Source organism: Polyangium sp. 6x1 (genome assembly GCF_029946515.1).
In the GTDB taxonomy this organism is placed as follows: domain Bacteria; phylum Myxococcota_A; class Polyangia; order Polyangiales; family Polyangiaceae; genus Polyangium.
Map to the genome: position 1 here is coordinate 631,896 of NZ_JARZHH010000001.1, position 21,904 is coordinate 653,799.

At 67.8% G+C, this 21,904-nt stretch carries 22 protein-coding genes; 8 read left to right on the plus strand and 14 right to left on the minus strand.

Annotated elements, in window-relative coordinates; translation table 11 throughout:
- Window positions 1-26: 26 nt before the first annotated feature.
- The 5 genes from QHF85_RS02550 to QHF85_RS02570 all read right to left on the minus strand — a co-directional run bounded on the left by QHF85_RS02550 (window position 27) and on the right by QHF85_RS02570 (window position 5,265).
- Window positions 27-452 carry a hypothetical protein gene (locus QHF85_RS02550; protein WP_281325407.1) on the minus strand — a complete coding sequence of 142 codons (426 nt, stop codon included), beginning with the start codon at window positions 450-452 and terminating at the stop codon, window positions 27-29.
- A gap of 218 nt (window positions 453-670) precedes the next feature.
- Window positions 671-1,174, minus strand: coding sequence for a peptidylprolyl isomerase (locus tag QHF85_RS02555; protein ID WP_281325408.1), 504 nt, complete (start codon window positions 1,172-1,174; stop codon window positions 671-673).
- A gap of 39 nt (window positions 1,175-1,213) precedes the next feature.
- Window positions 1,214-2,095, minus strand: coding sequence for a hypothetical protein (locus tag QHF85_RS02560; RefSeq protein WP_281325409.1), 882 nt, complete (start codon window positions 2,093-2,095; stop codon window positions 1,214-1,216).
- Entirely contained in the window at window positions 2,095-4,059 is a 1,965-nt protein-coding gene (locus QHF85_RS02565) for a cytochrome C peroxidase (protein ID WP_281325410.1), read from the minus strand. The genes QHF85_RS02560 and QHF85_RS02565 overlap by 1 nt, the downstream gene beginning before the upstream one ends.
- Before the next feature lie 546 nt (window positions 4,060-4,605).
- Window positions 4,606-5,265, minus strand: coding sequence for a hypothetical protein (locus tag QHF85_RS02570; RefSeq protein WP_281325411.1), 660 nt, complete (start codon window positions 5,263-5,265; stop codon window positions 4,606-4,608).
- Window positions 5,266-5,330: 65 nt separating this feature from the next.
- Here QHF85_RS02570 and QHF85_RS02575 point away from each other — a divergent pair, with 65 nt between their 5' ends.
- Both QHF85_RS02575 and QHF85_RS02580 read left to right on the plus strand, forming a co-directional pair.
- Window positions 5,331-6,485, plus strand: a complete 1,155-nt coding sequence (locus QHF85_RS02575) for a fatty acid desaturase (RefSeq protein ID WP_281325412.1) — start codon at window positions 5,331-5,333, stop codon at window positions 6,483-6,485.
- Window positions 6,486-6,523: 38 nt separating this feature from the next.
- Window positions 6,524-6,901 (plus strand): hypothetical protein, encoded by a 378-nt coding sequence (locus QHF85_RS02580; RefSeq protein WP_281325413.1) that lies wholly within the window; start codon window positions 6,524-6,526, stop codon window positions 6,899-6,901.
- A 9-nt stretch (window positions 6,902-6,910) separates the two neighbouring features.
- Here the strand turns inward: QHF85_RS02580 and QHF85_RS02585 are convergent, their stop codons facing one another.
- The 4 genes from QHF85_RS02585 to QHF85_RS02600 all read right to left on the minus strand — a co-directional run bounded on the left by QHF85_RS02585 (window position 6,911) and on the right by QHF85_RS02600 (window position 10,414).
- Window positions 6,911-7,618 (minus strand): enoyl-CoA hydratase/isomerase family protein, encoded by a 708-nt coding sequence (locus QHF85_RS02585; RefSeq protein ID WP_281325414.1) that lies wholly within the window; start codon window positions 7,616-7,618, stop codon window positions 6,911-6,913.
- Window positions 7,615-8,343 (minus strand): hypothetical protein, encoded by a 729-nt coding sequence (locus QHF85_RS02590; RefSeq protein WP_281325415.1) that lies wholly within the window; start codon window positions 8,341-8,343, stop codon window positions 7,615-7,617. The genes QHF85_RS02585 and QHF85_RS02590 overlap by 4 nt, the downstream gene beginning before the upstream one ends.
- A gap of 211 nt (window positions 8,344-8,554) precedes the next feature.
- Window positions 8,555-9,811 carry an NAD(P)/FAD-dependent oxidoreductase gene (locus QHF85_RS02595; protein ID WP_281325416.1) on the minus strand — a complete coding sequence of 419 codons (1,257 nt, stop codon included), beginning with the start codon at window positions 9,809-9,811 and terminating at the stop codon, window positions 8,555-8,557.
- 42 nt (window positions 9,812-9,853) lie between these two features.
- The gene (locus QHF85_RS02600; RefSeq protein ID WP_281325417.1) at window positions 9,854-10,414 is read right to left on the minus strand and encodes a 3'-5' exonuclease; all 561 of its coding nucleotides are present in this window, start codon (window positions 10,412-10,414) and stop codon (window positions 9,854-9,856) included.
- A gap of 249 nt (window positions 10,415-10,663) precedes the next feature.
- Here QHF85_RS02600 and QHF85_RS02605 point away from each other — a divergent pair, with 249 nt between their 5' ends.
- The 3 genes from QHF85_RS02605 (at window position 10,664) to QHF85_RS02615 (ending at window position 13,906) form a co-directional block, all read left to right on the plus strand.
- Window positions 10,664-11,929 (plus strand): hypothetical protein, encoded by a 1,266-nt coding sequence (locus QHF85_RS02605; RefSeq protein WP_281325418.1) that lies wholly within the window; start codon window positions 10,664-10,666, stop codon window positions 11,927-11,929.
- A gap of 176 nt (window positions 11,930-12,105) precedes the next feature.
- Window positions 12,106-13,386, plus strand: a complete 1,281-nt coding sequence (locus tag QHF85_RS02610) for a hypothetical protein (protein WP_281325419.1) — start codon at window positions 12,106-12,108, stop codon at window positions 13,384-13,386.
- Between the two features lie 28 nt (window positions 13,387-13,414).
- Entirely contained in the window at window positions 13,415-13,906 is a 492-nt protein-coding gene (locus tag QHF85_RS02615; RefSeq protein ID WP_281325420.1) for an LEA type 2 family protein, read from the plus strand.
- Window positions 13,907-13,913: 7 nt separating this feature from the next.
- On the opposite strand, the gene QHF85_RS02620 is transcribed toward QHF85_RS02615, so the two are convergent.
- The 4 genes from QHF85_RS02620 to QHF85_RS02635 form a co-directional block, all read right to left on the minus strand.
- A complete protein-coding gene (locus tag QHF85_RS02620; protein WP_281325421.1) occupies window positions 13,914-14,303 on the minus strand; it encodes a type II toxin-antitoxin system VapC family toxin in 390 nt (129 codons plus the stop codon).
- Entirely contained in the window at window positions 14,300-14,569 is a 270-nt protein-coding gene (locus QHF85_RS02625; protein ID WP_281325422.1) for a hypothetical protein, read from the minus strand. The genes QHF85_RS02620 and QHF85_RS02625 overlap by 4 nt, the downstream gene beginning before the upstream one ends.
- 102 nt (window positions 14,570-14,671) lie before the next feature.
- Window positions 14,672-16,603: a hypothetical protein gene (locus QHF85_RS02630; protein ID WP_281325423.1), complete on the minus strand. Its 1,932-nt coding sequence runs from the start codon at window positions 16,601-16,603 to the stop codon at window positions 14,672-14,674.
- 102 nt (window positions 16,604-16,705) lie between these two features.
- Window positions 16,706-17,908: a hypothetical protein gene (locus QHF85_RS02635; RefSeq protein ID WP_281325424.1), complete on the minus strand. Its 1,203-nt coding sequence runs from the start codon at window positions 17,906-17,908 to the stop codon at window positions 16,706-16,708.
- A 272-nt stretch (window positions 17,909-18,180) separates the two neighbouring features.
- On the opposite strand from QHF85_RS02635, the gene QHF85_RS02640 reads away from it, so the two are divergent.
- Together QHF85_RS02640 and QHF85_RS02645 are read left to right on the plus strand one after the other, a co-directional pair.
- Window positions 18,181-18,681 carry a hypothetical protein gene (locus tag QHF85_RS02640; RefSeq protein WP_281325425.1) on the plus strand — a complete coding sequence of 167 codons (501 nt, stop codon included), beginning with the start codon at window positions 18,181-18,183 and terminating at the stop codon, window positions 18,679-18,681.
- 23 nt (window positions 18,682-18,704) lie between these two features.
- Window positions 18,705-19,430 (plus strand): hypothetical protein, encoded by a 726-nt coding sequence (locus tag QHF85_RS02645; protein WP_281325426.1) that lies wholly within the window; start codon window positions 18,705-18,707, stop codon window positions 19,428-19,430.
- Between the two features lie 189 nt (window positions 19,431-19,619).
- Here QHF85_RS02645 and QHF85_RS02650 read toward each other — a convergent pair whose 3' ends face one another.
- Complete coding sequence (locus QHF85_RS02650) at window positions 19,620-20,639, minus strand: hypothetical protein (protein ID WP_281325427.1); 1,020 nt, start codon at window positions 20,637-20,639, stop codon at window positions 19,620-19,622.
- Between the two features lie 699 nt (window positions 20,640-21,338).
- Here QHF85_RS02650 and QHF85_RS02655 point away from each other — a divergent pair.
- Window positions 21,339-21,836, plus strand: a complete 498-nt coding sequence (locus QHF85_RS02655) for a hypothetical protein (RefSeq protein WP_281325428.1) — start codon at window positions 21,339-21,341, stop codon at window positions 21,834-21,836.
- Window positions 21,837-21,904: the final 68 nt, after the last annotated feature.

Here is a 21,904-nt window from a genome sequence, read left to right on the forward strand (position 1 = left end):
CTCCTCGCCTTTCATGGGCGGTGAATTCACTCGGCGCCCGCGCGCACCATCTTGAGCTGGGGGACGACCGGCGGCGGCAGCACGGCCATCTGGGCGCGGCGGCGCATGCGGTGGAAGAGGTAGACGTTGAAGAAATGGATCACGCCGAGCGACAGGAGCAAGAGCCCGAGCTTGGCGGCGAGGATCTCGATGGCCTCGATCATGTCCGTCGCGCGGTCCGCCTTCATGATGAGGCACGCATAGCCGAAATTGAGCAGGTAGAAGCCGACGACGAGCAGCCGATTCACCGCCTCGGCCATTCCGGCGTTGTCCTTGAAGACGTCCGCGAGGAACACCGCCCCGCTGCGGAACAAGGTCCGCGCGAGCCCCACCGTGAGCCCCACGCTGGTCAGCGCATACGCCGCATACACGGGAACCAGATACGAAGTCGCATTCATCATCGCGTCCTGCATGGCGATCCTCCCTACGTATCGGCCCGCCAGAGCCCTCCAGCGCGACCGAACTTGAACATGTTCAGATGATGGATGCAGACACATCGTCGGTCAAGATCAAATCTGAACATGTTCAAACAACATCGTAACACATCGAAACCATGAGGTTTCGCGTGGAGACCCCGATGGACGATGTGGGGAGTTGTGCGAGAGAAGCGCCGAACGGGAGGGGCGGTGGCTCAACGGGCGCGGGCGGACTGGATGACGACGGGGGCGAGCGGCGCGTCTTTCGAGAACGGGCCTTGCGCGCCCGTCTTTTGCGCGACGATGCGGTCGATGACGTCCATGCCGGAGGTCACCTCGCCAAACACGGTATACCCCCAGCCAGCGCTGGTCTTTGCCGTATGGTCGAGGAACGCGTTGTCCGCGACGTTCACGAAGAACTGCGCCGTCGCCGAGTGCGGCTCGCTCGTGCGCGCCATGGCGACGGTGCCGCGTGTGTTCTTCCGGCCGTTGTCGGCCTCGTTCGTGACGGGCGCGAGCGTGGGCTTCTTCTCGTACGTCGCGTCGTATCCCCCGCCCTGCGCCATGAAGCCCGGAATGACGCGGTGGAAGATGGTCCCGTCGTAGTGGCCTCCTTCGACATAACGAAGGAAATTGGCGACGGTCTGCGGCGCGGCCTGGGCGTCGAGGGTGATCTCGAAGGAGCCGTGGTTCGTCTCGAAGTGGATGACGTTGGACATGACGCGGACCCTATCACGGCCCGCGCAGCGGCCGAAAGCCTACAAAGGCAAGATGTTCACGGCGCGTGTGGCCAGGACGATCGTGGGCTCGTCCTCGCCCGCGGCGAAGCTCGTCTCGATGCGCAGCTCGACGTCGGCGACCGGCAGCGGCCGCGGGACGACGCGGTTCCACGAGCGGATGCTCCCCTCCTCGATACGCGCGCGCAAGCTGCCAGAGGTGCCGGGGCCGAGCGGGAGCTCGAGGTGCTCCATCAAATACGTCCAGTATCGAAATCCGCCGGTGGCGCTGGAGCTCATGGCCGTGGGGATGACGACGTGGAGGGTTTCGCTCTGCGCAGGCGAGCAGCTCGCGCAATGGGTGCGATAGGCATACGCGAGGCCCCCCGCGAGCGGTTGGACGGCGGTCTGATATCGCCGGAGCGCGAGGCCTTTGCAGGTTTTTCCGTCGAGCCACACCTCCACGACCGTGTATCGCGGGCCCTCCGGGCGCGACACTTCGAGCAAATATGTATCGACGCCCCGCGGCTCGCCCGTGTCGGGCCCGCACGCCATGGCGATCGGGGACGCGTCGTCGGACTGGAGATAGCGGAGCCACTGGTTCGCTTGGTGGTTGTCCGGGTGATAGAGGTTCCGGATCCGCACGACCGCGGCATTGCCTTTCTCGTTGGTCAAGTGCGGCCGGGGCAAACCACTCCAGTCGACCGCGGGACGCGAGCGCTCGACGTCGGGCAACGGGCTCGGTTCGCCGCTCGTGTCGTAATGTTCGTCCGCCCAGGCGACGTCAGGCTCGGCTTCGATACGCGGGATGTCGGCGAGGCGGATGTCGTGGAATCGAGGAGGTTCCTCGGCCTGCGCCGGGGTCGCAGCCATGCCGAGCGAAAACGCGAGGGCGAGCGCCGAAAAAACGGGAATGCGTTTCATCACAGTTCCTCCAGGTAGGCCTCGAGCGCGGAAAGCTCCTCGTTCGAGAGGGAGCCGGTGTGGCCCATGGTGCCGTCCACGCCGCGCAGGAGGTCGCCGAGCGTGGCATAACGACCGTCGTGAAAATAGGGCGCCGTTCCGCCGACGAACTGGAGAGAGGGCGTATCGAACGGAATGCGGAACGGCGAGCGCGCGACGTCGTACGCCGATCGGTCGGTGCCGCCCCCCGGATGGCACGCCGCGCAGCCCTGCTGCGGATCGTCGAAGAGCTCGCGCCCGCGTGCGACGAGCGCGCGCCGGGCCTCGTCGGGCTCGGCGCGCACGGGCGCGGGCATGACCTTCAAATAAGCAAGGAGCGCGTCGAGATCCGCGGAGTCGGCGCCGCTGAAGACACCGCGCCCCGCGAGGCGCTTCATCGTACGGCCGACGTGGTGCCGGAGCGTGGTCGTCTCGCCCCGCCAGCCGAACGGCGCGCCTTCGTTCATGCGGCCCGCGAGCATGATCGTCTGGTGCCGCCCCTCGGGGGTCTGCCAGGTGATGCCGTCCTCGCGCCCGTCGATATGGCAACTCGCGCAGGCACGGCCGTCGCCCGAGATGCGCGGATCGTTTGTCGCGTGAAACAGGAGCCGTCCGCGCGCTTCGAATGCGCTGAGGTTTGGAGGAAGCTCTTTCGAGACGACGATTTCCGCGGCGGGCGTCGTCGAGGCGCCCTCGCGCAGGTCGAGCACGCTCACGGCGGCGGCGAACTGGGACCAGACGACGGCGCGCTCGCGCCCCGGCTCGGCCGCGACGCCCATGGGTCCGGCCGGGACACGGAATCGGCGACGCTCGAACCGCATGGGGTCGCGCGCGCGTGCATCGAGCTCGAGGACGGCGTCGACGCCGAGGCAACCGAGGAGGAGGCGATCGCCGGCGAGCGCCGCCGCGCGCGGCAGGGTGCAGGCTTTTTCAGGGCCGCCGACGTCGTCGAGGCCACCGACGACCGAGAGGTGACGACCGAGCAGGGATTCGGTCGTGGTATCGACGACGGCGACGAGCGGCGCGGCGGCGAGGAAACGAGAGCCATAGGTCTCGGTGGAGATGCTGCCCGCGTCCTGGTCGACGCTCACCAGCGGAGCGAGCAATCGCGTCACGCGCTCGGGGTTCGTCCCGACGAGCGCGGCCAGGACGAACCCCTGGCCGGTGCGGCGGGAAGAAGAGATCTCCCCGTTGTGGCGACGGAGATCGACGGACCTCCGGGTGTGGAGCGGATCTTCGAGGTCGACGACCGAAATCTCATCGCCGACGGCGTGGGAGACGAAGGCGCGGCGGCCCGAGGGCTCGACGAGGACGGCGCGGGGCTCGCGCGGCAGGGGCACGGCGTAGCGGGGTTCGAGCGTGTCACCGGCGAATGCGGTGAGCGCGTGGCCCCAGCCGCTCGTCACGAAGAGGGTGGATTCGTTTGGCGAGACGAACAAGCCTACGGGCTCGCTCGGCGTCCGGGCTTCGCAGAGGGGCGCGAGCTTCCGTTCGGGCGCGGAGGCGGGCTCGAGGACGGCGACACGATTGGAATCGCGGAGCGCGACGACGACCCTGCCATCCACGAGGACGACGAGCTGCGAAGGCGCGCCGGCGAGGGGCGTCGTCGCGAGGAGGGCCCGGCCGTCGATGTCGATCGTGTGAATGGCGTGGCGATCGGCGTCGGCGACGTAGGCGATCGTTCGATCGGCGTGCCGGGCCAGGGCAAGGGTGCTGCTTTGACGAACGATCGATTCGGGCCGAGCGGTGGCCTCGGAATGGCGCCGCGCGCAGGCGTTCGACGTCACCCGCGGTGCGTCGTTCCGCGCGGGAGACGCGAGCGAAGCCCCGGGGGCTTGCACGTCTCGTGGAGGCCTCGGCGCCGCGGCGCGCGGTGCGCTCGTGCAAGCGCCGGCGAGCGCAACCACGAGGGGGGCGGACCATGCGAGGCGGGAGCGGAGCGACATGGCGGAGGCCCTGTACGCCCGCTCCCGCCCCCCATATTCCTGACCTACCTGCAGAAGCGAGCACGACAGTCACGGTCACACCGCGTGGCACACGCGCCATAGCCATGTCCCCGCGTGCAACGACGGGTACAATTGGTGTTGCAGGACGCGAATCCTCCGCGGCAGCGGGCAGCGGCCACCACCGTGGCGCTCTCCTCCAGCGGCTGGCTCGCCGTCGATTCGCTCGGTGCGCTCACCGGCGCGGGCGCGGCCTGGGCGGAGACGGCGCTCCCCAGAAGAAGCCCGAGTCCCACGATTGCCTGAACGATCAGATTCTTCTTCATATCCCCCTCCAAACGCGACCCTCGGGGCCCCCGGATCTCAGGAAACCCATCCATTCACCCGGACGCCCCTTGGTCGCTTCCAACGAAGACATGGAGGCATCTTCCCCCGAATGCCAGATGGCGCGATGAATCGAACGAAAATGCGCGGGCCCACGAAGGAAATCCTGTAGGTCCCCCCCGACGCCCGCATTCCGGCCGCGGGCGCGCCGTTCGTCCCGTGATCTCAGGCCTTCCGTGGGTACCGGATGAACACGAGGTGGTTATGCCCGTCGGTGCCGCGTGAGCTCGGGATCTTCACCTGTTTGCCGCCGAGCAGGTCCTCGAAATCGGCGGCGGTGACCGTCACCGAATGCTCGTGCCCCGCGAGGCCCTGGATGTCGTAGGTCCGCGGCGCCTTTGCCTTGACGTCGGCGTCCGGGATGACGAGCTCGTGCTCGTCCTTGCCGGCGACCTCGATCTCGCAAGCATTCACGCGCTCGGGCGGGTCCACGGCCGGCGCGCATTCGAGGAACAACCGATGAATGTGCCCGCCCTCGCGGCTCGACGCGAGGCGCACGATTTGCCCCGCGCCGAGCTTCTTGAAATCGGCGGCGGTGATCGTGATCGTGTGCCGGTGGCCGGACGTCCCCGTGAGGTCGTACGTCTTGTCCACGGCCGCGAGCACGTCGGCGGCGACGATCGTGAAGACGTGCCCGTGATTTCGCCCGATCCTCGCGACGAGCCGCTCGCAAACGGGCGCTTTCTCGGCTGCTTTGTCGGGCGCCTTCCCGGACGGCGGGGTCTCCCAGTTGCCGTGCCCGTCACAAGCGGACGACGCGCGCGAAAAAGAAAGTGGGGCCACCGCGAACGCCATGCCGGCCTTCAGCAAGCCTCTTCGCTTCATCGCCGCGCGAGCTTACGGTGCTTTCCGTCCGAGGGGAAGGGTGCTAGAGCGAGCCGCCCGACCCCATGGAAAAGCCTCTTCCTTTCGACCTCTCCAAGATCGACCTCGAAGCATTCCACGCGGACATCAAGGCCCTACGACGCGAGATCGACGACGCGCTCGGAGAGGACGATCTCAAGCACCTCTACAAGCTCGAACGCTGGGGGCGCGCTTGCACCGCGCTCGGCTTGCTCGGCGCGGGACTCGCGCCGAACCCCGCGAGCGCATTGCTGCTCGGCATCGGTCGATCGACGCGGTGGATCCTCATGCATCACATTGGTCATCGCGGTTACGACAAGGTGCCGGGCGTGCCCGCTCGGTACACGAGCAAGGTCTTCGCGCGCGGAAAGCGACGATTCCTTGACTGGTGCGATTGGATTCTGCCGGAAGCGTGGATTTACGAGCACAACGTCCTGCACCACTCCTACACGGGTGAGCTCGACGATCGGGACCTCATCGAGCGCAACACCGAGGAGCTGCGCGAACACCCCATGCCGGTTCGTTACGCGCTCATGGGCATCCTCGCGCTCACGTGGCGGGCTTCGTATTATGCGCCGAGCACGCTGGAGGTCTATCGCGCGCGCCACGCCGAGCGGGACGGCGTGCCTCCTTCGAAGGAAGGCGAGACGCGCGAGCTTTGGCTCAAGTGTTACCTGCCCTATGCGGCGATCCATTTCGGGCTCCTGCCGCTCTGTTATCTCCCGCTCGGCCCTTGGGGCGTCTTCAGCGCGTTCTGCAACTCGCTGATGGCCGACGCGGTCTCGAACCTGCACACGTTCTGCGTCGTCGGTCCGAACCACACGGGCGATGACCTCTATCGCTTCGACGACCGCCCGGCCTCGCGCGCGGAGTTTTTCGTGCGGCAGGTGATTGGCTCGACGAATTACAAGACGGGCGGCGACCTCGTCGATTCCGCGCACCTCTGGCTCAATTACCAGATCGAGCACCACCTCTTCCCGGACATCCCGATGCTGAAGTACCAGCAGGTGCAGCCGAAGGTGAAGGCGCTCTGCGAGAAATACGGGATCCCCTACGTGCAGGAGAGCGTCTTTTCGCGGGTGAAGAAGATGGTCGACATCGCGGTCGGAAAGACGTCGATGCGGCGCGGGGTGCAGCGCGCCGAGCCCGACAAGGCCGTCCGGCGAGCGTCCGTCCCCGCCGCGGCGATGCCCGCGATGTGATGCACCCAAAGCCGCCAGGGCTTCCGTGTCCATGCGGCATGCGACGTCCCCTGCTCCTCGCCTCGTTCTCGCTCGTCCTCGCCGTGGGTTGCGGCGCCTCCCAGCCCGCGGAGCCCGCCGCCCCGACGCAAACCGGGCAAACCTTCGCCGACGCCGTGAAGCTCATGTGCGAGGTCGATCAGCGCGCCGGGCTCAGCGCGGAGGAAGATCCCCTCGCGATCGGGCAACAGCGGACGACGTGGCTCAACGATCACATCGAGAACCCCGACGGAATCGAGTTCCGTACGCTCGTCAGCGTGAAGGGCCCGGAGGAGCAGGCGCAGATGATCCGCGCGAAAGCGAAGGAGCTCGGAATGGAGAAGTGCCCGCTCGCCGATTCGATCGAGGCGACGTCTGCCGGGGGGCTCTCGCCTTGAAATGCGCGGTCAGCGCTTGAGGACGGCCAGGATCTTCGATTGCACGACGGCGGGATCCCAGAAGGCGAGCAGCTCGTCGATCGCGCGGGCGTGTTCCGCCTCGGGATAGAGGCCATCCGGGGTGCCGCGCAGGTCCCGCTTGGTCTGCGCATAAACCGCCGCAGGAAGCTTCGCGAGCTCCGCGTGACGAGCGAGGCCGACCTCGTACGGGTCGTCGGCCACCTCGTCGACGAGGCCGAGGCGCTGGGCCTTTTCGGGATCGAAGAGGCCCGCGCCGAGGAGAACTTCGTCGATGTGCTGGGGCGGCAGGCGTCGCCGCAGGATCGAGAGGATGCGCGGCGGGAATCGGAGGCCGAGCGCGGTCTCGTTGAGGCCGATTTTCGCCGTGGGTTTGCGGATCGCAATGCGCACGTCGCAACAAGCGGCGAGCACCGAGCCGCCCGCGATCGCGTGGCCGTTCACGACGGCGATCGTCGGCCCCGGGTACAGATAGAGGGTCGTCATGCATTGCTCGAGCAGCCGCAGGAAGGCGACCATGCCGCCGGCGTCGAGCGAGAGGACCTCTTTCAAATCGAGCCCCGCGGAGAACGCGTCGCCCTCGCCCGTGACGAGGACGGGCGCGCCCGCGGCCTTGTCGAGCCCTTCGAGGACGTGGCGCATCATGGCGCTCGACAGCGCGTTTTTCCCCGGTCCTGAAAGCTTGATGATCTCGGTCATCGTGTCTTCCTTTGCGAGGGCCGCGTCGCGCTCGCCTTGACGGCCTTCGCGCGCGGCGCTTTCTTCGTACCTTCTTGTTTCTTCGCCGCGGCCGGCTTCGCGCCGCGCTCCGCGTTCTTCGGGAGCGCCGCGCGCGTGGGCTCCGCGCCGTGGTCCCGCGGCGGAGGCCGCGTGGCCTTCGGCAACGGCTTCGGCAATGGCAACGGCTTCGGCGCGAGCTTTGCGACGAGATCCTTGTAGTAATCGAGCACGATCCGCGTTTTCTCGCCCGGTTCGCAGAACCGCCCGCGCGCGGGATCGCCATAACCCTGGTAGCCCGAGAGCCAGCGTTCGGCCTTCGCGCTGCCGGTCTTCGCCTTGCAAAATTCCATGTTGGCCCCGATGATCGCGCCCATGCGCCGCAGGTTCGTCACGCCGTCGAGCAGCGAGTCCTTCGCGCGCTGGCAGGCCTCGCTCGGCGCGTTCACCGGATCGGCGTCGTCGCGACAAGCGCCCGCATACCGGGCGCGCACCTGCCCGAGGCCGTAATCCTCCCCGTCGGCCGAGACGAGCGAGGGGCGCCACTGCGTCTCGAAATGCACGATCGCCACGGCGACGAGCGGGTCGAAGCCACGCGCCGCCGCGACCTCGGCGAGGACGCGGGCATAACGATTCGCCTCGTCCTTCGGCATCCCCGGCCTCGAAAGGAGCATGCCTGCGACGAGGACGGCGATGGGTCGAATCAAGGCTCTTCCTTCCGCTGTGACAGGGTCCGAGGTGAGTGGCACGAGCGCCGCGGAAGGGCCAAGAATGTTGCGACGAGCCCCCGCCCGCCCCTCTGATCTCGTGGATCCTCGCAACATGCGACCTCGCCAACGGCACCTTTTCTTCAGCCTCACGGCGCAATACGTGAGCCCGCAGTGGACGGTGGCGGTGATCGAGCCGCCAAAGTGATCGTCAGGCCACGGGGCCGAGCCGAGGGACGGGATCGGGTGCCGGCAATGCGAGCGGCGCGTCGATCCCGATTCCATGCGCGATCCCGCACATGCTGCGCACCATCAGGCGGCGGAGGAACGGCAAGGCCGTCGCGATGGGAAAACCGAGGTCGCGCAGCCAGCCGAGCGGCGCGAGGTCGCTCTGGAAGAACGGGGTGAGCCAGCGCGTGACGAACTGGTAATAATCGAGGTGGGAGCGGCGGGCGCGCGAATACGCGTCGAGCGCGATGGGCAAGGATTCGTGCGCCGCGAGCGCCTCCGCGAGGACCATCGCGTCCCAGAGCGCGAGGTTCGCCCCCTGGCCGAGCTGCGGGCTCATCGCATGCGCCGCGTCCCCGAGATAGACGACGCGGCCGTCGTTCCACGGATACATCGAGACGTCGTGATACCGCGCGAAGAGGACCTCGTCGGCGGAGTCGATCTGATCGAGCACCGGCGCAGCCGACGGCGCGAGCGCGCGCACCTCGCTTTTCCACGCGTCGAGCCCAGCTTCGCGCCAGGCATCGAGGCTCGCGGCCGGGAGGCTATAAAAAAGGCTTATCTTGTCCGTGGCCGGCCCTTCTCCGGGCCCGAAGCCCGTCGGCAAGAGGCCCACCATGCGCTCGGTCCCGCGCACGACCTGCGCGAGCTCGCCCCGGAACGCGCCGCCCGGGTCCTCCCCGACAAACCACAACGCGCCCCACGGATAGGGGCGAATGTGCTTGCGGATCGAGGTGTCGTCGCGGAGCTGCGAGCGCGCGCCGTCGGCGACGATGCACGCTGCGTGCGGCCCGAGGCGCTCGCCCTCGGGCGTGAGGAAATACAACCCGCGCCCCATGCCGGCATTCTCCAGGTTCTCGACGGTCACGCCGAGGCGCAGGTCGACGTTCGCCGCGCGAACGGCGCGAACGAGGTGCTCGAAGAGCACGCCGCGGTGGAGGCCATACCCGACGTGATCGCCGGGGATGTCGCCATAATGGAGGTCGAAGAGCTGTTTTCCGCCCGCCGTGCGGCAGATCATGCGGGTGATGGGCGTGCAGCGGGCGAGCACGGCTTCACGCAGGCCGAGCGCGCCGAGGACGGCTTGCCCCGTGGGCTGGAGCATGACGCCCGCGCCGACGGGGCCCGGATTCGCCACGCGCTCGTAGACCGTGACCCGGTGCCCCGCCCGCGAGAGAAAAAGGGCTGCGGCGCTCCCCGCGGTGCCGCAGCCGATGATGCCGACGTCGATGGGTTTCATGCCGCGCGCAGCGCCAAAGAGGACGCCATGCCGCGGCGCGCGTCAAGCGCCTTCTCTCGCGCGGTCGAGCACGTGCGGCAGGATCCGCGCGATGTTTCGCGCGTCGTCGATGCCGCGGTGGTGCGTGCCCTGAAACGAGAGGCCGAGCCTGCGGAGCGCCTGTCCGACGCCGATCTCGCGGCCTTCGTTGTGCCTCCGCGCGAAGGCGGCCTTGAGGTTCCAGTGGTCCTTGCCGAGCGGGAGGCGAATGCCGTGGCGACGCGCGTCGCGCTCGAGCTGATTGCGATCGTAGTTGCCCCACGAGCAGAAGAGCGCGGCGTCGCGACCGAGAAAATCGCGAAGTTTTCCCATGGCCGCGGGGAACCGTGGCGCGGCGTCGACGTCGGCCTGCGTGATGGTCGTGAGCTTGGTGCAGAATGGCGTGAGGCGCGGATGACGAATCGGGCGCACGAACGTTTGCATCTCGCGCACGGTCTTCAGCGTCGCTGCCTCGACGAGCACGGCGCCGATCTCGATGATCTCGGTCTCCTCGCGCGGGATCGATCCGTCCTCGGAGCACGTCGCTTCGAGGTCGACGACGAGGTAATGGCTGGGGGAAGTCATGGCTGTCTCCTGTTCTCTTTTTTGCGCAGTTTGACGGAGACCCCTGCCGAAGCGCCCGGACACGATCCCGGACATCGGCTACCCTGACCGCGAGGGGCCGGCCCAATCCACCCCGGCGCCCCGGGTCCCAGGCATGATGAAACGCGACCTCGCTGCCGCTCTCCTCGCCCTCTGGGGCGTGACCCTTGCGTGCCTCGCGGCGCTCGACGCCGCGGATTACGAGGCTTTCTGGGTCAGCATTCAGTGGCGATGATCGATTCCTTGATCTACAACCTGCTCGAATGCAGGCCCTTCGGGCCGGTTGCGCTCGTCGCCTTCTCCGTCTCGACGGCCGCCGCGCTCGCGCTCGTCGTCGCTGCGCTGTTCACGCCGCGGAGCGGAGCCACGAAGGCCACGCGCGCGATCGGGGCCCTCGTCGCCGTGACGTTCGCGCTGGGCGTGTTCGCCGCTTCGCGTGTCATCGCGAATGCACGCGTCGAGATGCTCCAGCCCATGCCCGTCGACGCGTTTTACAAGGTGACCTGGGCGTGGGGACGGGTCATCATGGAGTCGCGCCGGACGTGGCAAAGCCTCGCCCTCGCAGTCGTGCTCGTCGCCACGCTCTCGGGTACCGCCCTGGCCCTCCTCGCGCGACGCGCGGGCGCGCGGCGGCCTCTCGTGATCACCGCGGCCCTCGCCTGCCTGCTCGGCGCGCTGACGGGCGCAGGCATTCTCTACCGCTTCGAGACGGACGCTATCTGGGTGGGTGACTGCGGCCACCACGCGTATTCGGTCGAGGAGAAGTCCCAGTGCGTCCAAACCATGCTGCAGTACGGAGTGCACGCGTCATCGCGCGTCCGCGTGGGAATCGTCGCTCTCTCCGTGCTGGCCAGCGGTCTGGTGTTCGTGCTTTCGAGACGACGTGCGGAGGAGCCTGCTCAGGATCGGGAAGCTCCGGCCGCGCTCGGCGCCGCGGTCTTCGCGTTCGGGCTCGCGGCGTGGTTCGGAGCGCGCGGCATGGCGTACGACGCGCGCCATACGCTGCCGCTGCCGGAGGCCCCTGAGAGCCATTGTGGTCTGAGCATCTACCCTCCGGCCTCCTCGCGTCCCCCCGCAGGCCCCTGTGAACCCGGCCCCGACGCGCTGGAGGTGATCCTCAATGAAGAGGGGCTCCACCTCGGCTGGGAGCGCCTCGACGTCCGGCAGCTCGGGACGCGCCTGCAAGTGAAGCTCGAGAACCAGAACCTCAAGGATCCGGTCGTCGTGGTCGTGGCTCCTGCGGCCACGCCCATGGCGACGATGTTGCCGATCCTCTCGGCCGTGAAAAACGACTCCCGGAGGAGCATCGCGATTCTCCGCGGAAAACCCGAGCGAAGCGTCTCCACCGCGACGCTCGGCGAGCTCCGCCTGCACCAGCGCTGCTGCATGAACCGGCTCCGCATCGCCCCGGACGGCGCGCCTCTTTCGAACCACGCGACCTGGGGCGACGTGGCGCGCGCGTCGAGCGAGGGTGTTTCTTTCCGCCTGGATCCGTGATTTTGAAATGAGGACGAGCGCCGGCCCAATCCACCCCGGCGCCCCGGGTCCATCCTGCCCATGAAACGCGACCTCGCTCCCGCTCTCCTCGCCCTCTGGGGCGTGGCCCTCGCGTGCCTCGCCGTGCTCGACGCCGCCGATTACGAGGCGCTCTGGGCCTCCTTCGGGTGGCGTTGATGCACCTCTCGCCCTGGGATCTGGAGTTCCTCTTCGAGGCAGGGCCCTTCGGCCCGGTCGCGCTCGTGGCGCTGTGTGCCTCGGTGCTCGCCTCGCTCGCGCTCGCCGTCGCGGCGCTCTTCGCGCGGCGGAGCGGCGCCACGAAAACCACGAGGGTGCTCATGGCCCTCACCTTCGGGACGTTCGCGCTCGGCGCCATTGCTGTGGCGTGCGTCCTCGCGCATGCGCACGCCGCGATCCTCGATCCCACGCGGTCGCACGAAAAGGTGGGATTGGCCTGGGGACGCGCTTTCGGGGAGATCCACGCGGCGTGGCTCGTCCTCGGCCTCGCGCTCGTCCCTATGGCCGGGTTCTCGGGCGGGGCGTTCGCCCTGCTCGCGCGGCGCGCCGGCACGCGGCGGCCCTTCGTGGTCGCGGCGGCCCTCGTCTGCGCGCTCGGCGTCGCGACGGGCGCGGGCATCTATTCCCATTTCCACACGACGAACGTGCCCCTCGGGCTCTTCTGCGGCGCGATCGAGGATCGCAACCAATGCATCCTCGATTTGCAGCAGGAGGGACGAGGCGTGTCGTCGATCGCCCGCGTGGTGATCCTGGTGCTGGCGACGCTGGGCAGCGGGCTCCTCGTTGCCGTCTCGAAGCGCAACGCAAAGGAGCCGGCCGCGCGGGACCCGGAAGGGACGCTGTGGCTCGGCGCCGCGCTCTTCGCATTCGGGCTCGCTGGATGGATCGGCGCGCGCGGAATGGCCCACGACGCGCGCCATCCGCTGCCGCTTCCCTCGGGTCACGAGGGATATTGCTTCCAATGGTCCGGCCCTCCGGCCACGTCGCTTCCCCTCGCCGGCGCGTGTGACGGGAGCGATGGAGCCCCCGAGGTGGCGATCGATGCAGGGGGAATCCGGATCGACGGCGTGCACGTGGCGGATATCGCGGAGCTCCTTCGGCTCCTGGAGAACAAGCGCGAGCTGTACCGGATCGTTCAGCAAAAGGAGCTCGTGGATCCGCTCGTCGTGATCGCAGCCCCCGCGGATTTGCCGATGTCGTCCGTCTTGCCCATCCTCGCGGCAGTGCAAAACAAGTACCGCGGGACCGTGGCGATCCTCGGTGCGCACCCCGAGCGAAGCGTCTCCACGGCGACAATCGGCGAGGTGACGCTCGAGCGTCGCTGCTGCTGGAGCAAGCTGCGGATGGCCCCGAACGGCGCGCCTCTCTCGAACCACGCGACCTGGGGCGACGTGGCGCGAGCGGCGAGCGAGGGTGCTTTTTTCCGCCTGGATCCGTGAACCTGATCTATCCTCGTCCCGGCCAGCGATGACGAAGCTCCTCCCTCCCCTGCTCCTCGTCACGGCCCTCGCCCTCGGCGCCGCGGGTTGCGCCGCGGAGAAACCCACGTTGCGGCTGCATCACGCCGAGCTGCGCTCCGCGTCGCTGCGGGGAGTCGGGCTCGACGTGTACCTGACCGTCGACAACCCGAACTCGTTCGACATCGAGATCCGCAATGTGCGGGTGACGGTGACGTTCGCGGAAAAGTACGCGCTTCCGACGATCGATTACAGCCCGAACCAGTGGCTCGCCGCGGGCCAATCGACGGTCGTGCGCGTGCCGGTGGCGATCCCGTTCACGCTGGTGCCCGGCGTGATCGACGAGGCGCGGAGGACGCCGACGTTGCGGTACACGGTGAAAGGGAGCGCGGACGTGACGGCCGTGCGAGCGCTCGGGGTGGAGAAGGACAATTATCCGATCGACGAGGCGGGGGCGCTCGGGCGGGAGGATTTGCTGGCGGCGGCGGGGATTTCGCTTTGATGCGGTGTCACCAGAGCGAGCGTACAGCTTGGAATGAACGGATCCGCTGATCCGACGTCAAGACCGTCATATCCAGCAGAATCGCTGTCGTGACCACGATCCGGTCCGCAGGGTCGGCATGATCGAGCCCGACCCTAGCCGAACGCGCAGCGATAGCGGAGTCCACAGGAACCTCACGCAGCCGATATCGATCGACAACCCGCGGAAACCATGCCTCCGGCGGCAGCGGCAGCTCGAGGCGCCGCTTCGCCACTTTGATGGCGATCTCCAGCGCCGATATCGCGGAGACATGCAGTTCGCCCCGGCATGCCACGAGGGCGTCGCGCACGTCGCGCGAGAATCGCTCCGGCTCGACGGCCAGCCAGAGCAGCGCGCACGTGTCGAGCAGCAGCTTCACGCGCTCTCCTCGGGCCAGTCCTCTGGAGAAAGCGGCGCCGCAGCGTCCTCGTGGAACACGACGCGGCTAAGCAGAGGGTCCGGAGCGAAGAGGCGAGCAAACTCGTCGTGGACGGACGTCTCCTTTGCAGAGGTGGTGGTCTCGAGCGCGTAGACGTGGATGACGACCTCGGCCGGCCCCTCCGGGAAGTCCTCCGGCAAATCTACCGTGACGCGATGATCTCCAGACACCTGGACGCGTTGTCGATGGGCTCGCATGGGGACCATGGGGTGGATCGTACCACCTTTGTTCCCCGTGGCGAGATGGAACGAGCGAGCGGCTCGCGGAAAGGTTCGTCGCGGGCGCGACCTATCTCGTGTGCCGCGTGGTCACCGCATCCGAAACGCATCCGCCAGCGTGCGCGCGTCGAGCCGCCCCTCGGCCTCGATGTACGCGAGCTGCTTGCGGAGCGGATCCAGCGACGGATCCGGGTTCCCACGCGTCGCCTCGACGAGCGCCGCCACGACCTCGAAGCCCGCGGGCCGCTGCGCGTAGAGGCCGAGCACGTTGCGCGCGTGGTAATCGATCATCGCCGCCTCCCACGTCGCATCGAGCCCCGCCGCGCGCGCCTCCTTGCGTAATGCGGCGAGCGTCTCGCCGGCCTCGCGTTGCCCTTCCCATAAGCGAAAGGCAACACCGCGAAACACGCGATAAGCCCGGACGAACCGCAGCACGGAAGGAGACGCGTTCGGCGGGGGTTCGAGGTCGAAATTCGTGGCCCAGGGCCGGAGGTGGTCGTGCGCGTGGAAGACCTCGTGCATCACGTCGACCTGGTCGCGTGGCGAGAGCGTCGCCGTCGCCTCGATGGCGCGAGCGCGTGTGTCGGGAAAAAGCACGAGCGCTCCGAGCGCATTCACCCGCCCCCAGCTCTCCCGCGGCGCGCGCAGCGTGAGGTCGAGGACCACGTCGCCCCCGCCCTTCAAAAAAAGGAGCACCCAGCTCCGCCCCGCATACTCGACCTCGATGCGCTTGGCGATCCGCGCGCCGTCCTCGCTCGACCACCGTATCGCGGCGAGCGCTTTTTCGCCCGCCTCCCGGGCCTGTTTGCTCGTGGCCACGGCGGAGTGCGCGAGGCGCCGCTCGCCCGCGAGCGTGAAATCGGTGCCCGCGACCTCGCCGAGCGCGGTGAGGCAAGCCAGGCTCATGAGTCGATCCGCCTCGTCGGCCTGGCGGCTGTTCGCGAGGTCCTGCGCCACGCGGAGCAGCAATGCCTCGCGTTCGAGGCGCTGCGGTCGGGGCGTGGGAAACGGTTCGAGCGCGACGCCCTGCTCGACGTCGATCGTCGGCGGGCTGAGCGATGCCATGCGGAGGAAATAGGCGCAATTGCGCGCGCCCTCGGCGGCGAAGCTCGGATCTTCGAGGACGTCGCCCACCTCGCCCGGTTGTTTCACGGCGCGCACGGCATACAGCGGGAGGCTGCCCGGGTAGACGTCCGCATTCGGCGGAAACCCAGCGGCGAGCGAGGAGCGCGAGGGTGCGGCATTCGAGGGCTCGGCGGAATCAGCGGGCGCCGCCTCTTTGCCTGCGTCCCCGCCCCCGCCGGAAGCGGCGGCGGCGATCGGCGGGGCGAGGCCGTGCACGCGGGCATAAACCTCGACGAGCTCGTCGGGCGCGAGGCGGCTGCCGCCCTTGGCCGCGGGCGTACCGGCCATGAGGTCGTGCTCCTCTTTGCCACGAATCGCAATGGGCGCGAGGTGCGTGACGCCGTCGGCCATGGGCTTTCCATAAAAACGCAAGGCGACCTCGGCGGGTCTGCCCGCGTCGAACACGGACGCGACGACGAGCTGCGCGACCTGCTCGCAAGACCCACCGCCGTCGAGGAGCGCATCGGCCATGCGGCCGCCGGGTTGCCCGTAGTACTTGATGTCCTCGAAGACCCAGGGCACGGCGAGCGAAACAGGTTCGCCCTCGCGGAGAGCCTCGCGCAGCCGGGCGAGGCGATCTTCGTACCGGGTGAGGGCCTCGGCCACGTCGAGCTCCTCGCCGGCCTCCTCGGCGTCGATGCGATTCGCTTCGAGGAGGAACCGGCCGAGCGCGAGGCGGCCGTTTCTGCGGTCGATCCGCGCGGCCTCGACGAGCTTCCGGCGGGCCTCGCGGGTGCGCTCGCTGCGCGCGAGGGCCTCGGCGGCGGAGGCGAGGGGCGAGGTCGCAGGCGATGCGATCGTCCGAGGCACCTCCCGCGCGCGCGGCGCGCCGAAATGGAGGAAAAGGCCGTGCCCGAGGACCGAGAGGATCACGGTGCAAAGGGCGCGGCGGGACATCCGACGGAGAGAGTAGCCGGACAGGGGCGGGAAGTTCCCGGGGATCTCGCGATCCCCTGCCCCGCGAGCGTCGCTCCTCCCCCCGTCGCTCGCGTGAGCCGCTCACTTCGCGGGAGCAGACGTCGATGGCGCGGGGGCGGCCGCGTGGGGGTCGCAAATGCCGCGAATCGGGGGCCCCGCCACGGAGGGGCGGGTTCCAAAGGCCACCCATCCGGACCTCTTGTCGGCTGGGGGGAAGCGGGTGTGCCGTACGGCGTCGACGAGACACGATCGAAGCGTGCCATCGAGAGCGTCGTCGCTGTCGATGCATGCGTCCTCCACGTTCCCGTCGGGGCGAATCAGAGCAATGACGTCGAGCGTCCCGCCGGTCCCTACGGAAAGCTTCGCCCCGCACGAGGCCGCTGCGCGCTCGAACGCCTTCATGACACCTGCCTGCTTCTCGTCGCTGTAGGCCCCTCGGGGCTGGATCGCCGTGCTCTCGTACACACCCCGTCGGCAGCGCTCGGGCGCTTCGGTCGGCACGGGCCAGTGAGGCCTCGTCAACGCGGTCGGGCCCGCCGCTGCCACCGGAAGCGGCGTCGCGAGGACGACGCTGCCTTTTGCCTCGCGGAGCGTGTCGAGCGTCTCCAGAACGCGCGCGAGCGGCGCCGCGCCTTCGGCCGCGACGATCCACACGGCCACCTGCTCGAGAGCGGCGGTCATGAGCCGGGGCGGGAACTTCTCGAGATGCTGAAACCCCACGGTACCGTTCGCGCCGAGGTAGACCCTACGGTCCGTGACGACCAGGACCATCGTACTCGCGCGGAAGACGAGACGTGGGACGGGCGTGAGCGCAACGAGATCGAGGTAGTTCCCGCCGTCCGTGACGAGAGGACGCACGAGTCGGGTGCCCCATGCGATGTCGCCAGCGACGTAGACGTTGCGGTCGACCCATGCATCGAGATCGTCGGGAGGGTCGGGGAGGTCGCCCTCCTCGAGGTTGAGCGTCTCGAGCACGAGCGCGCGGGTCTCGTCCTCTCCTACGAGGCAGGCGCCGGCCCGCTTGGCCGGCGCAACGTCGCGGACTCGCGCGACGAGATCGCGAAAGGTGGCTTCTCGTGGGACGGTGATCGGATCGGTCCAGGTTGGAATGGTCACCGTCGGCGCAGGTGGCGGAGGGGCGGCGACGTCGAGCGTGCGCGGCGGGGCGGGCGCCGGCGCGCCTCGACTGCATGCGAGCGAGCTGCAGGCGAGGAGCAGCCATGCGCAAGGCGCGAGGACCGACCTGCGCGCGGAGGCTCTGGATGGGCGGAGCGACACCTGCATCGGCGGCTCGCTTAGCCCCTCGGTTCCTTCGCTGCAAGCTTGTCGGCCCTCGTGTCTTTACCTTCCAGCTCTGCATAGACAGAAGCTCGGATGGGAGACTCCGCGCACCACGTGAACGGCGAGATGCATTCGATGCTCGATTCTGCGCCGCCCATATCGGCGGACGCACCACGAGACAGGTCTGGCGGCCCCTCTCCCCCAGTTCGAGCAGAGCGCACGGGTTGCCGCGCTCGCGGCATCGTCCGACTTGTCCACCGAAACGGGGGAGGATCATGTTCGACGTCGACGTAAAGGCGGACGGTCAGGTCGACAAGGCCAAGGTCCGGGAGTCGATGATCGGCGATCGGGAGATCGTGTCGTGCATGGAGGATGCGCTCCGCGGCATGTCGTTGCCTGGGGTCGTCACGCCGCTGCGGTCCTCGGAGCCGGTCTCCGAGGGGATGGTGTCACCACGCGCCCGCGCCCCGATGGGCAACATCCTCGTCCTCGGCGGCGCCGTGAGCCTGGTCCCGATCGTGCTCATCGCCGCCGGGGTGACGATCGTCGTGGCCGTCACGGCGCATGTCGCGGAGGAGGCGGTCGAGGCAGCCGGTCGACGGCGTGCGGTGCAGAGGCGGTGCCAGGCGCTGTTGGACGAGTGTCTCGACAATGTGTGGCAACCGGAGGAGACCAGGAAGATCTACGGAAACAAGAAAGATTGTCGGGGATGTTTCATGGAGTGCAAAAATCATAACGGCGTTTGGCCCGACGAGAGGTGTCCCCGCCCGAACTGAGTCTGATGCAGGAGTGAAGCGACATGCAGTCCCCCGACGAAAAACATCCCGTCTGTTGGTCCTGCGAGAAGCAGCCGGCGACGGAGAGGTATGTACATCCGAAATTGGGCGAATGGGTATGTGCAACCTGCCTCGACCGACTGGAAGTGCACGATGCATATCAACACCAATTTCTTGACATGCTGGAGCTGGAACGACAGGAGCGATACGATGAAGTGCTCGCTTGTATAGATGAATTCCTGGCGGCGAACCGGCATCGCGACCACGATCAATGGCTGGCTCGAAGCGTCGCCAGAGATCGAACCATGGTGCTGTTCGAGGCGGAACGATATGCGGAGGCCGAAAAGGCGTGGGAAGCGTGGGCGCAGCTCGGCTTTCCGAACGTCACGGATCGATGGTTCAACGCGAGCGTCAAAGCGAGCATCTTGCAAGCGCTCGGGAGGCATCAGGAAGCCCTGGCGGCTTACGAGGAGGCGTTCAGCCATCAGGATCCGAGATACGCATCCGCCATTCCCTATTACTTGCCCCGGCTCGTCGAGCTTTCGGAGAACCTGGGCCAGCCGGTCGACGAGAAGTGGCGGAGCGTCGCGGAGGCGGGGGCGGAGGACTTCGCCGTCGAGATGCCCGCACGGGAAACGCTTGGCGAAAGCATGCGCGCGCTCGCGGAGATGACCCAAGGGATGCCGTCGAAGAGGGAGAGGGAGTGGAAAGCAAGACAGGGCGGCGGAGCCGGCGGCGACGCACCGTGAATCGACCGCGCGGAGGCTCCCGTGAGCCCGCGGCGGTCGTCCTGCGACCACCGGACGGCTCGGCCGAGCCGGGGGACGGTCGGTAGGCGACCTTATTTGAGATGAAACCAACCTCCGGAGGCCGGAAGGTGACCGCCGGGAGGCTCGCGCGAGCCGTGGGGAGGGCTTGCTCGGCTTCGCCCGCAGCATTCACGGCATCGCGCCCGTGAACTGCACGCCGCCCCCATCCTTTGCGAACTGGGGCGTGATGATGACGTTCGGAGGAGGCGGCTCTGGACGGTTCGCGAGCCCGATAACGAGCCCACTCACGGACAGCGCGCTGAGAATCCCGCCGCCCACCGCCACGCCGTACCAAGTCCCTGCCTGTTCTGGACTCTTCTGGGCCATCAAGACTCCGGTCGCAAGACCGCCGAGCCCCAAGCCAAGACCCACCCCGCTGCCGATCATGAGGTTCCTGGGCCACGTGGGCGGATCGTCCTGCGACACTCTCGATATATTCGCGTTGATCGAAACGTTCATGGGGGTTACCGGAAACGCGACGTAATGCGAATGGACCCGCTCCTGCATCGCGATCGAAAGGTCCTTTTTCTCTCCCCGGCCTACCTCCACGTCCGTCTGATTGAGCCAATAACCGCTCCTCATCGCTTTGATGTGGTGCATTCCCGGTTCGACATAAAATTCGGAAAAGTAGGGCCAATCCTTGACATCCTCCCCGTCGATGGTGATGCGCACGCCGGGCACGTTCACCCGGATCTCGATCGTTCCGATGTACTGCTTGATGGCCTTGAGGTACTTCGTCAGATCCTCGCGCGAGTGGACCGTGAGACCCGACGCGTATTGACTGGAGAGCACCTCTTGGAGCTGGCGAGCCGCTGGCAGGTAATTGCCAGCGCGCGCCTGTGCAAGTGTCCGCTCGATCTCCACATCGGTCAGCCCTTGCAGGTTGACAGCGCGATCATACTCATCGAGTGCCTCCTGCGTCTTGCCGGCCTTTTCGAGCGCCTGCGCCTTCATGAGGCTCTCCCGGCATCGTGACCAGAACATCTCCACGGATCGAGGTGACGTATACGAGGTGTAAGGGATGATGACCTTGGGCGCATCGGGCGCCTTCGGGCTGGAAGCCGGGGCGCTGAGCTCATCGGCCCGAGCTGCCGACGACGAGACGGAAACCACGAGAAGAACCGTGCTTGCGAGGTGTAGGAACTTCATGAGAGCGAGCCTACCCTCAAAATCGTCGGTCGGTCAAGACGAACCCTCTCCGCGGACGAACCCTTTGTGTTCGCGGGCAAACCTGCGGTTCGTCCTGGACCAACGGTGGTTGTCGGAGGAGAGTCCAATCCTCCGGGCGCAACAACCGGACGCTCTCCTGGACCCGAGCAGTGCGTCGACGGCCACCGCTTGAACCCTCCCCCACCCCCGTCGCGACCCTCCTCCAAGAGGGTCGCTTCCCTCCCGGGGAGGGTCGCGACCGTCAGCCCAAGATGTCCGGACAATTCTGGACAAGTTCGGACAATTGTCTGGACATGTCCGGTCCCTGGTCGCGCCCTGCCGCAACCCTCCTCCCGAGGGTACCGACCCTCCCGCAGGTGGGTACGACGTCCCTCGGAGACACGTGGACCCCTCCTCGGCCCCACGTCGACCTCACCCGATAGACGCTCGAAATCATTCGCGAAGATGGCCTCGTCCCGCGCCCGCCCAGAGCCTACCGGAGCCCGTCCGGGTCCTCACCCTCGACATCGAAGACGCACCCGTCTGCGAGATGGAAACGCCCCTCGCCCCGACGGCTCTCACCCTCCCCGAGCGCTGGCATTCATCTTGCTGATCAGGGTCGCGACCCCGACGCAATCCACGTCGAGGGCTCATTCGAGCAACCATCACCCTTCCCGCAAGGAAGAGGAGACCCTCATCATGAACGACCCCAAGCATCCCAAGGCCGGCGACCGCACCCTCGACCTCGGCGATATCGAGCTCGTGGACATCACGCCCGACCACGTGGCCAGGTTGAGCAAGCTCCGCGACGGGCACGCGGAGGCCATCGAGGCCCTGGTCCTGGCGACCCCAGCGGCACGGCAACGCGCTGGCCTGAGCGAGGCGGAGGTCAACGACCTCGAAGCGCTCTGGGCTGCATACCAGCGGATCGACGAGGTGCGGCCCGCGGTCGAGAAGCTCCTGGAGCTGCTCCACGAGACACGCCTCGTGCGCGGGCACGAGATTGCGTATCGCCTCGGCGAAATGGCCCATCAGGTGCGGCGTCGGGCCGACAGGACCGACCATGGCGCGGAGGTGGCCGCGCCGTTCGAGGCGCTCCTCGATTACCACTTCGCGACAGGGCAGATGGCCGCAGCCGCGCGGGAGAAGAATAAGAAGGAGGCCGAGGCGCCGGCAGACGCGAGCTCGCCGTCCTGACCTCACCCACCCCAACCCTCCCTCTCCACGCGCTGGAGAGGGAGGGAGTTTCCGGCTCGGTTCCGCGC

Coding starts and splice junctions, on each gene's coding strand:
- QHF85_RS02550 (WP_281325407.1), bottom strand. CDS start 452: ATGCAGGACGCGATGATGAATGCGACTTCGTATCTGGTTCCCGTGTAT.
- QHF85_RS02555 (WP_281325408.1), bottom strand. CDS start 1,174: ATGTCCAACGTCATCCACTTCGAGACGAACCACGGCTCCTTCGAGATC.
- QHF85_RS02560 (WP_281325409.1), bottom strand. CDS start 2,095: ATGAAACGCATTCCCGTTTTTTCGGCGCTCGCCCTCGCGTTTTCGCTC.
- QHF85_RS02565 (WP_281325410.1), bottom strand. CDS start 4,059: ATGTCGCTCCGCTCCCGCCTCGCATGGTCCGCCCCCCTCGTGGTTGCG.
- QHF85_RS02570 (WP_281325411.1), bottom strand. CDS start 5,265: ATGAAGCGAAGAGGCTTGCTGAAGGCCGGCATGGCGTTCGCGGTGGCC.
- QHF85_RS02575 (WP_281325412.1), top strand. CDS start 5,331: ATGGAAAAGCCTCTTCCTTTCGACCTCTCCAAGATCGACCTCGAAGCA.
- QHF85_RS02580 (WP_281325413.1), top strand. CDS start 6,524: ATGCGACGTCCCCTGCTCCTCGCCTCGTTCTCGCTCGTCCTCGCCGTG.
- QHF85_RS02585 (WP_281325414.1), bottom strand. CDS start 7,618: ATGACCGAGATCATCAAGCTTTCAGGACCGGGGAAAAACGCGCTGTCG.
- QHF85_RS02595 (WP_281325416.1), bottom strand. CDS start 9,811: ATGAAACCCATCGACGTCGGCATCATCGGCTGCGGCACCGCGGGGAGC.
- QHF85_RS02600 (WP_281325417.1), bottom strand. CDS start 10,414: ATGACTTCCCCCAGCCATTACCTCGTCGTCGACCTCGAAGCGACGTGC.
- QHF85_RS02605 (WP_281325418.1), top strand. CDS start 10,664: ATGATCGATTCCTTGATCTACAACCTGCTCGAATGCAGGCCCTTCGGG.
- QHF85_RS02610 (WP_281325419.1), top strand. CDS start 12,106: ATGCACCTCTCGCCCTGGGATCTGGAGTTCCTCTTCGAGGCAGGGCCC.
- QHF85_RS02615 (WP_281325420.1), top strand. CDS start 13,415: ATGACGAAGCTCCTCCCTCCCCTGCTCCTCGTCACGGCCCTCGCCCTC.
- QHF85_RS02625 (WP_281325422.1), bottom strand. CDS start 14,569: ATGGTCCCCATGCGAGCCCATCGACAACGCGTCCAGGTGTCTGGAGAT.
- QHF85_RS02630 (WP_281325423.1), bottom strand. CDS start 16,603: ATGTCCCGCCGCGCCCTTTGCACCGTGATCCTCTCGGTCCTCGGGCAC.
- QHF85_RS02635 (WP_281325424.1), bottom strand. CDS start 17,908: ATGCAGGTGTCGCTCCGCCCATCCAGAGCCTCCGCGCGCAGGTCGGTC.
- QHF85_RS02640 (WP_281325425.1), top strand. CDS start 18,181: ATGTTCGACGTCGACGTAAAGGCGGACGGTCAGGTCGACAAGGCCAAG.
- QHF85_RS02645 (WP_281325426.1), top strand. CDS start 18,705: ATGCAGTCCCCCGACGAAAAACATCCCGTCTGTTGGTCCTGCGAGAAG.
- QHF85_RS02650 (WP_281325427.1), bottom strand. CDS start 20,639: ATGAAGTTCCTACACCTCGCAAGCACGGTTCTTCTCGTGGTTTCCGTC.
- QHF85_RS02655 (WP_281325428.1), top strand. CDS start 21,339: ATGAACGACCCCAAGCATCCCAAGGCCGGCGACCGCACCCTCGACCTC.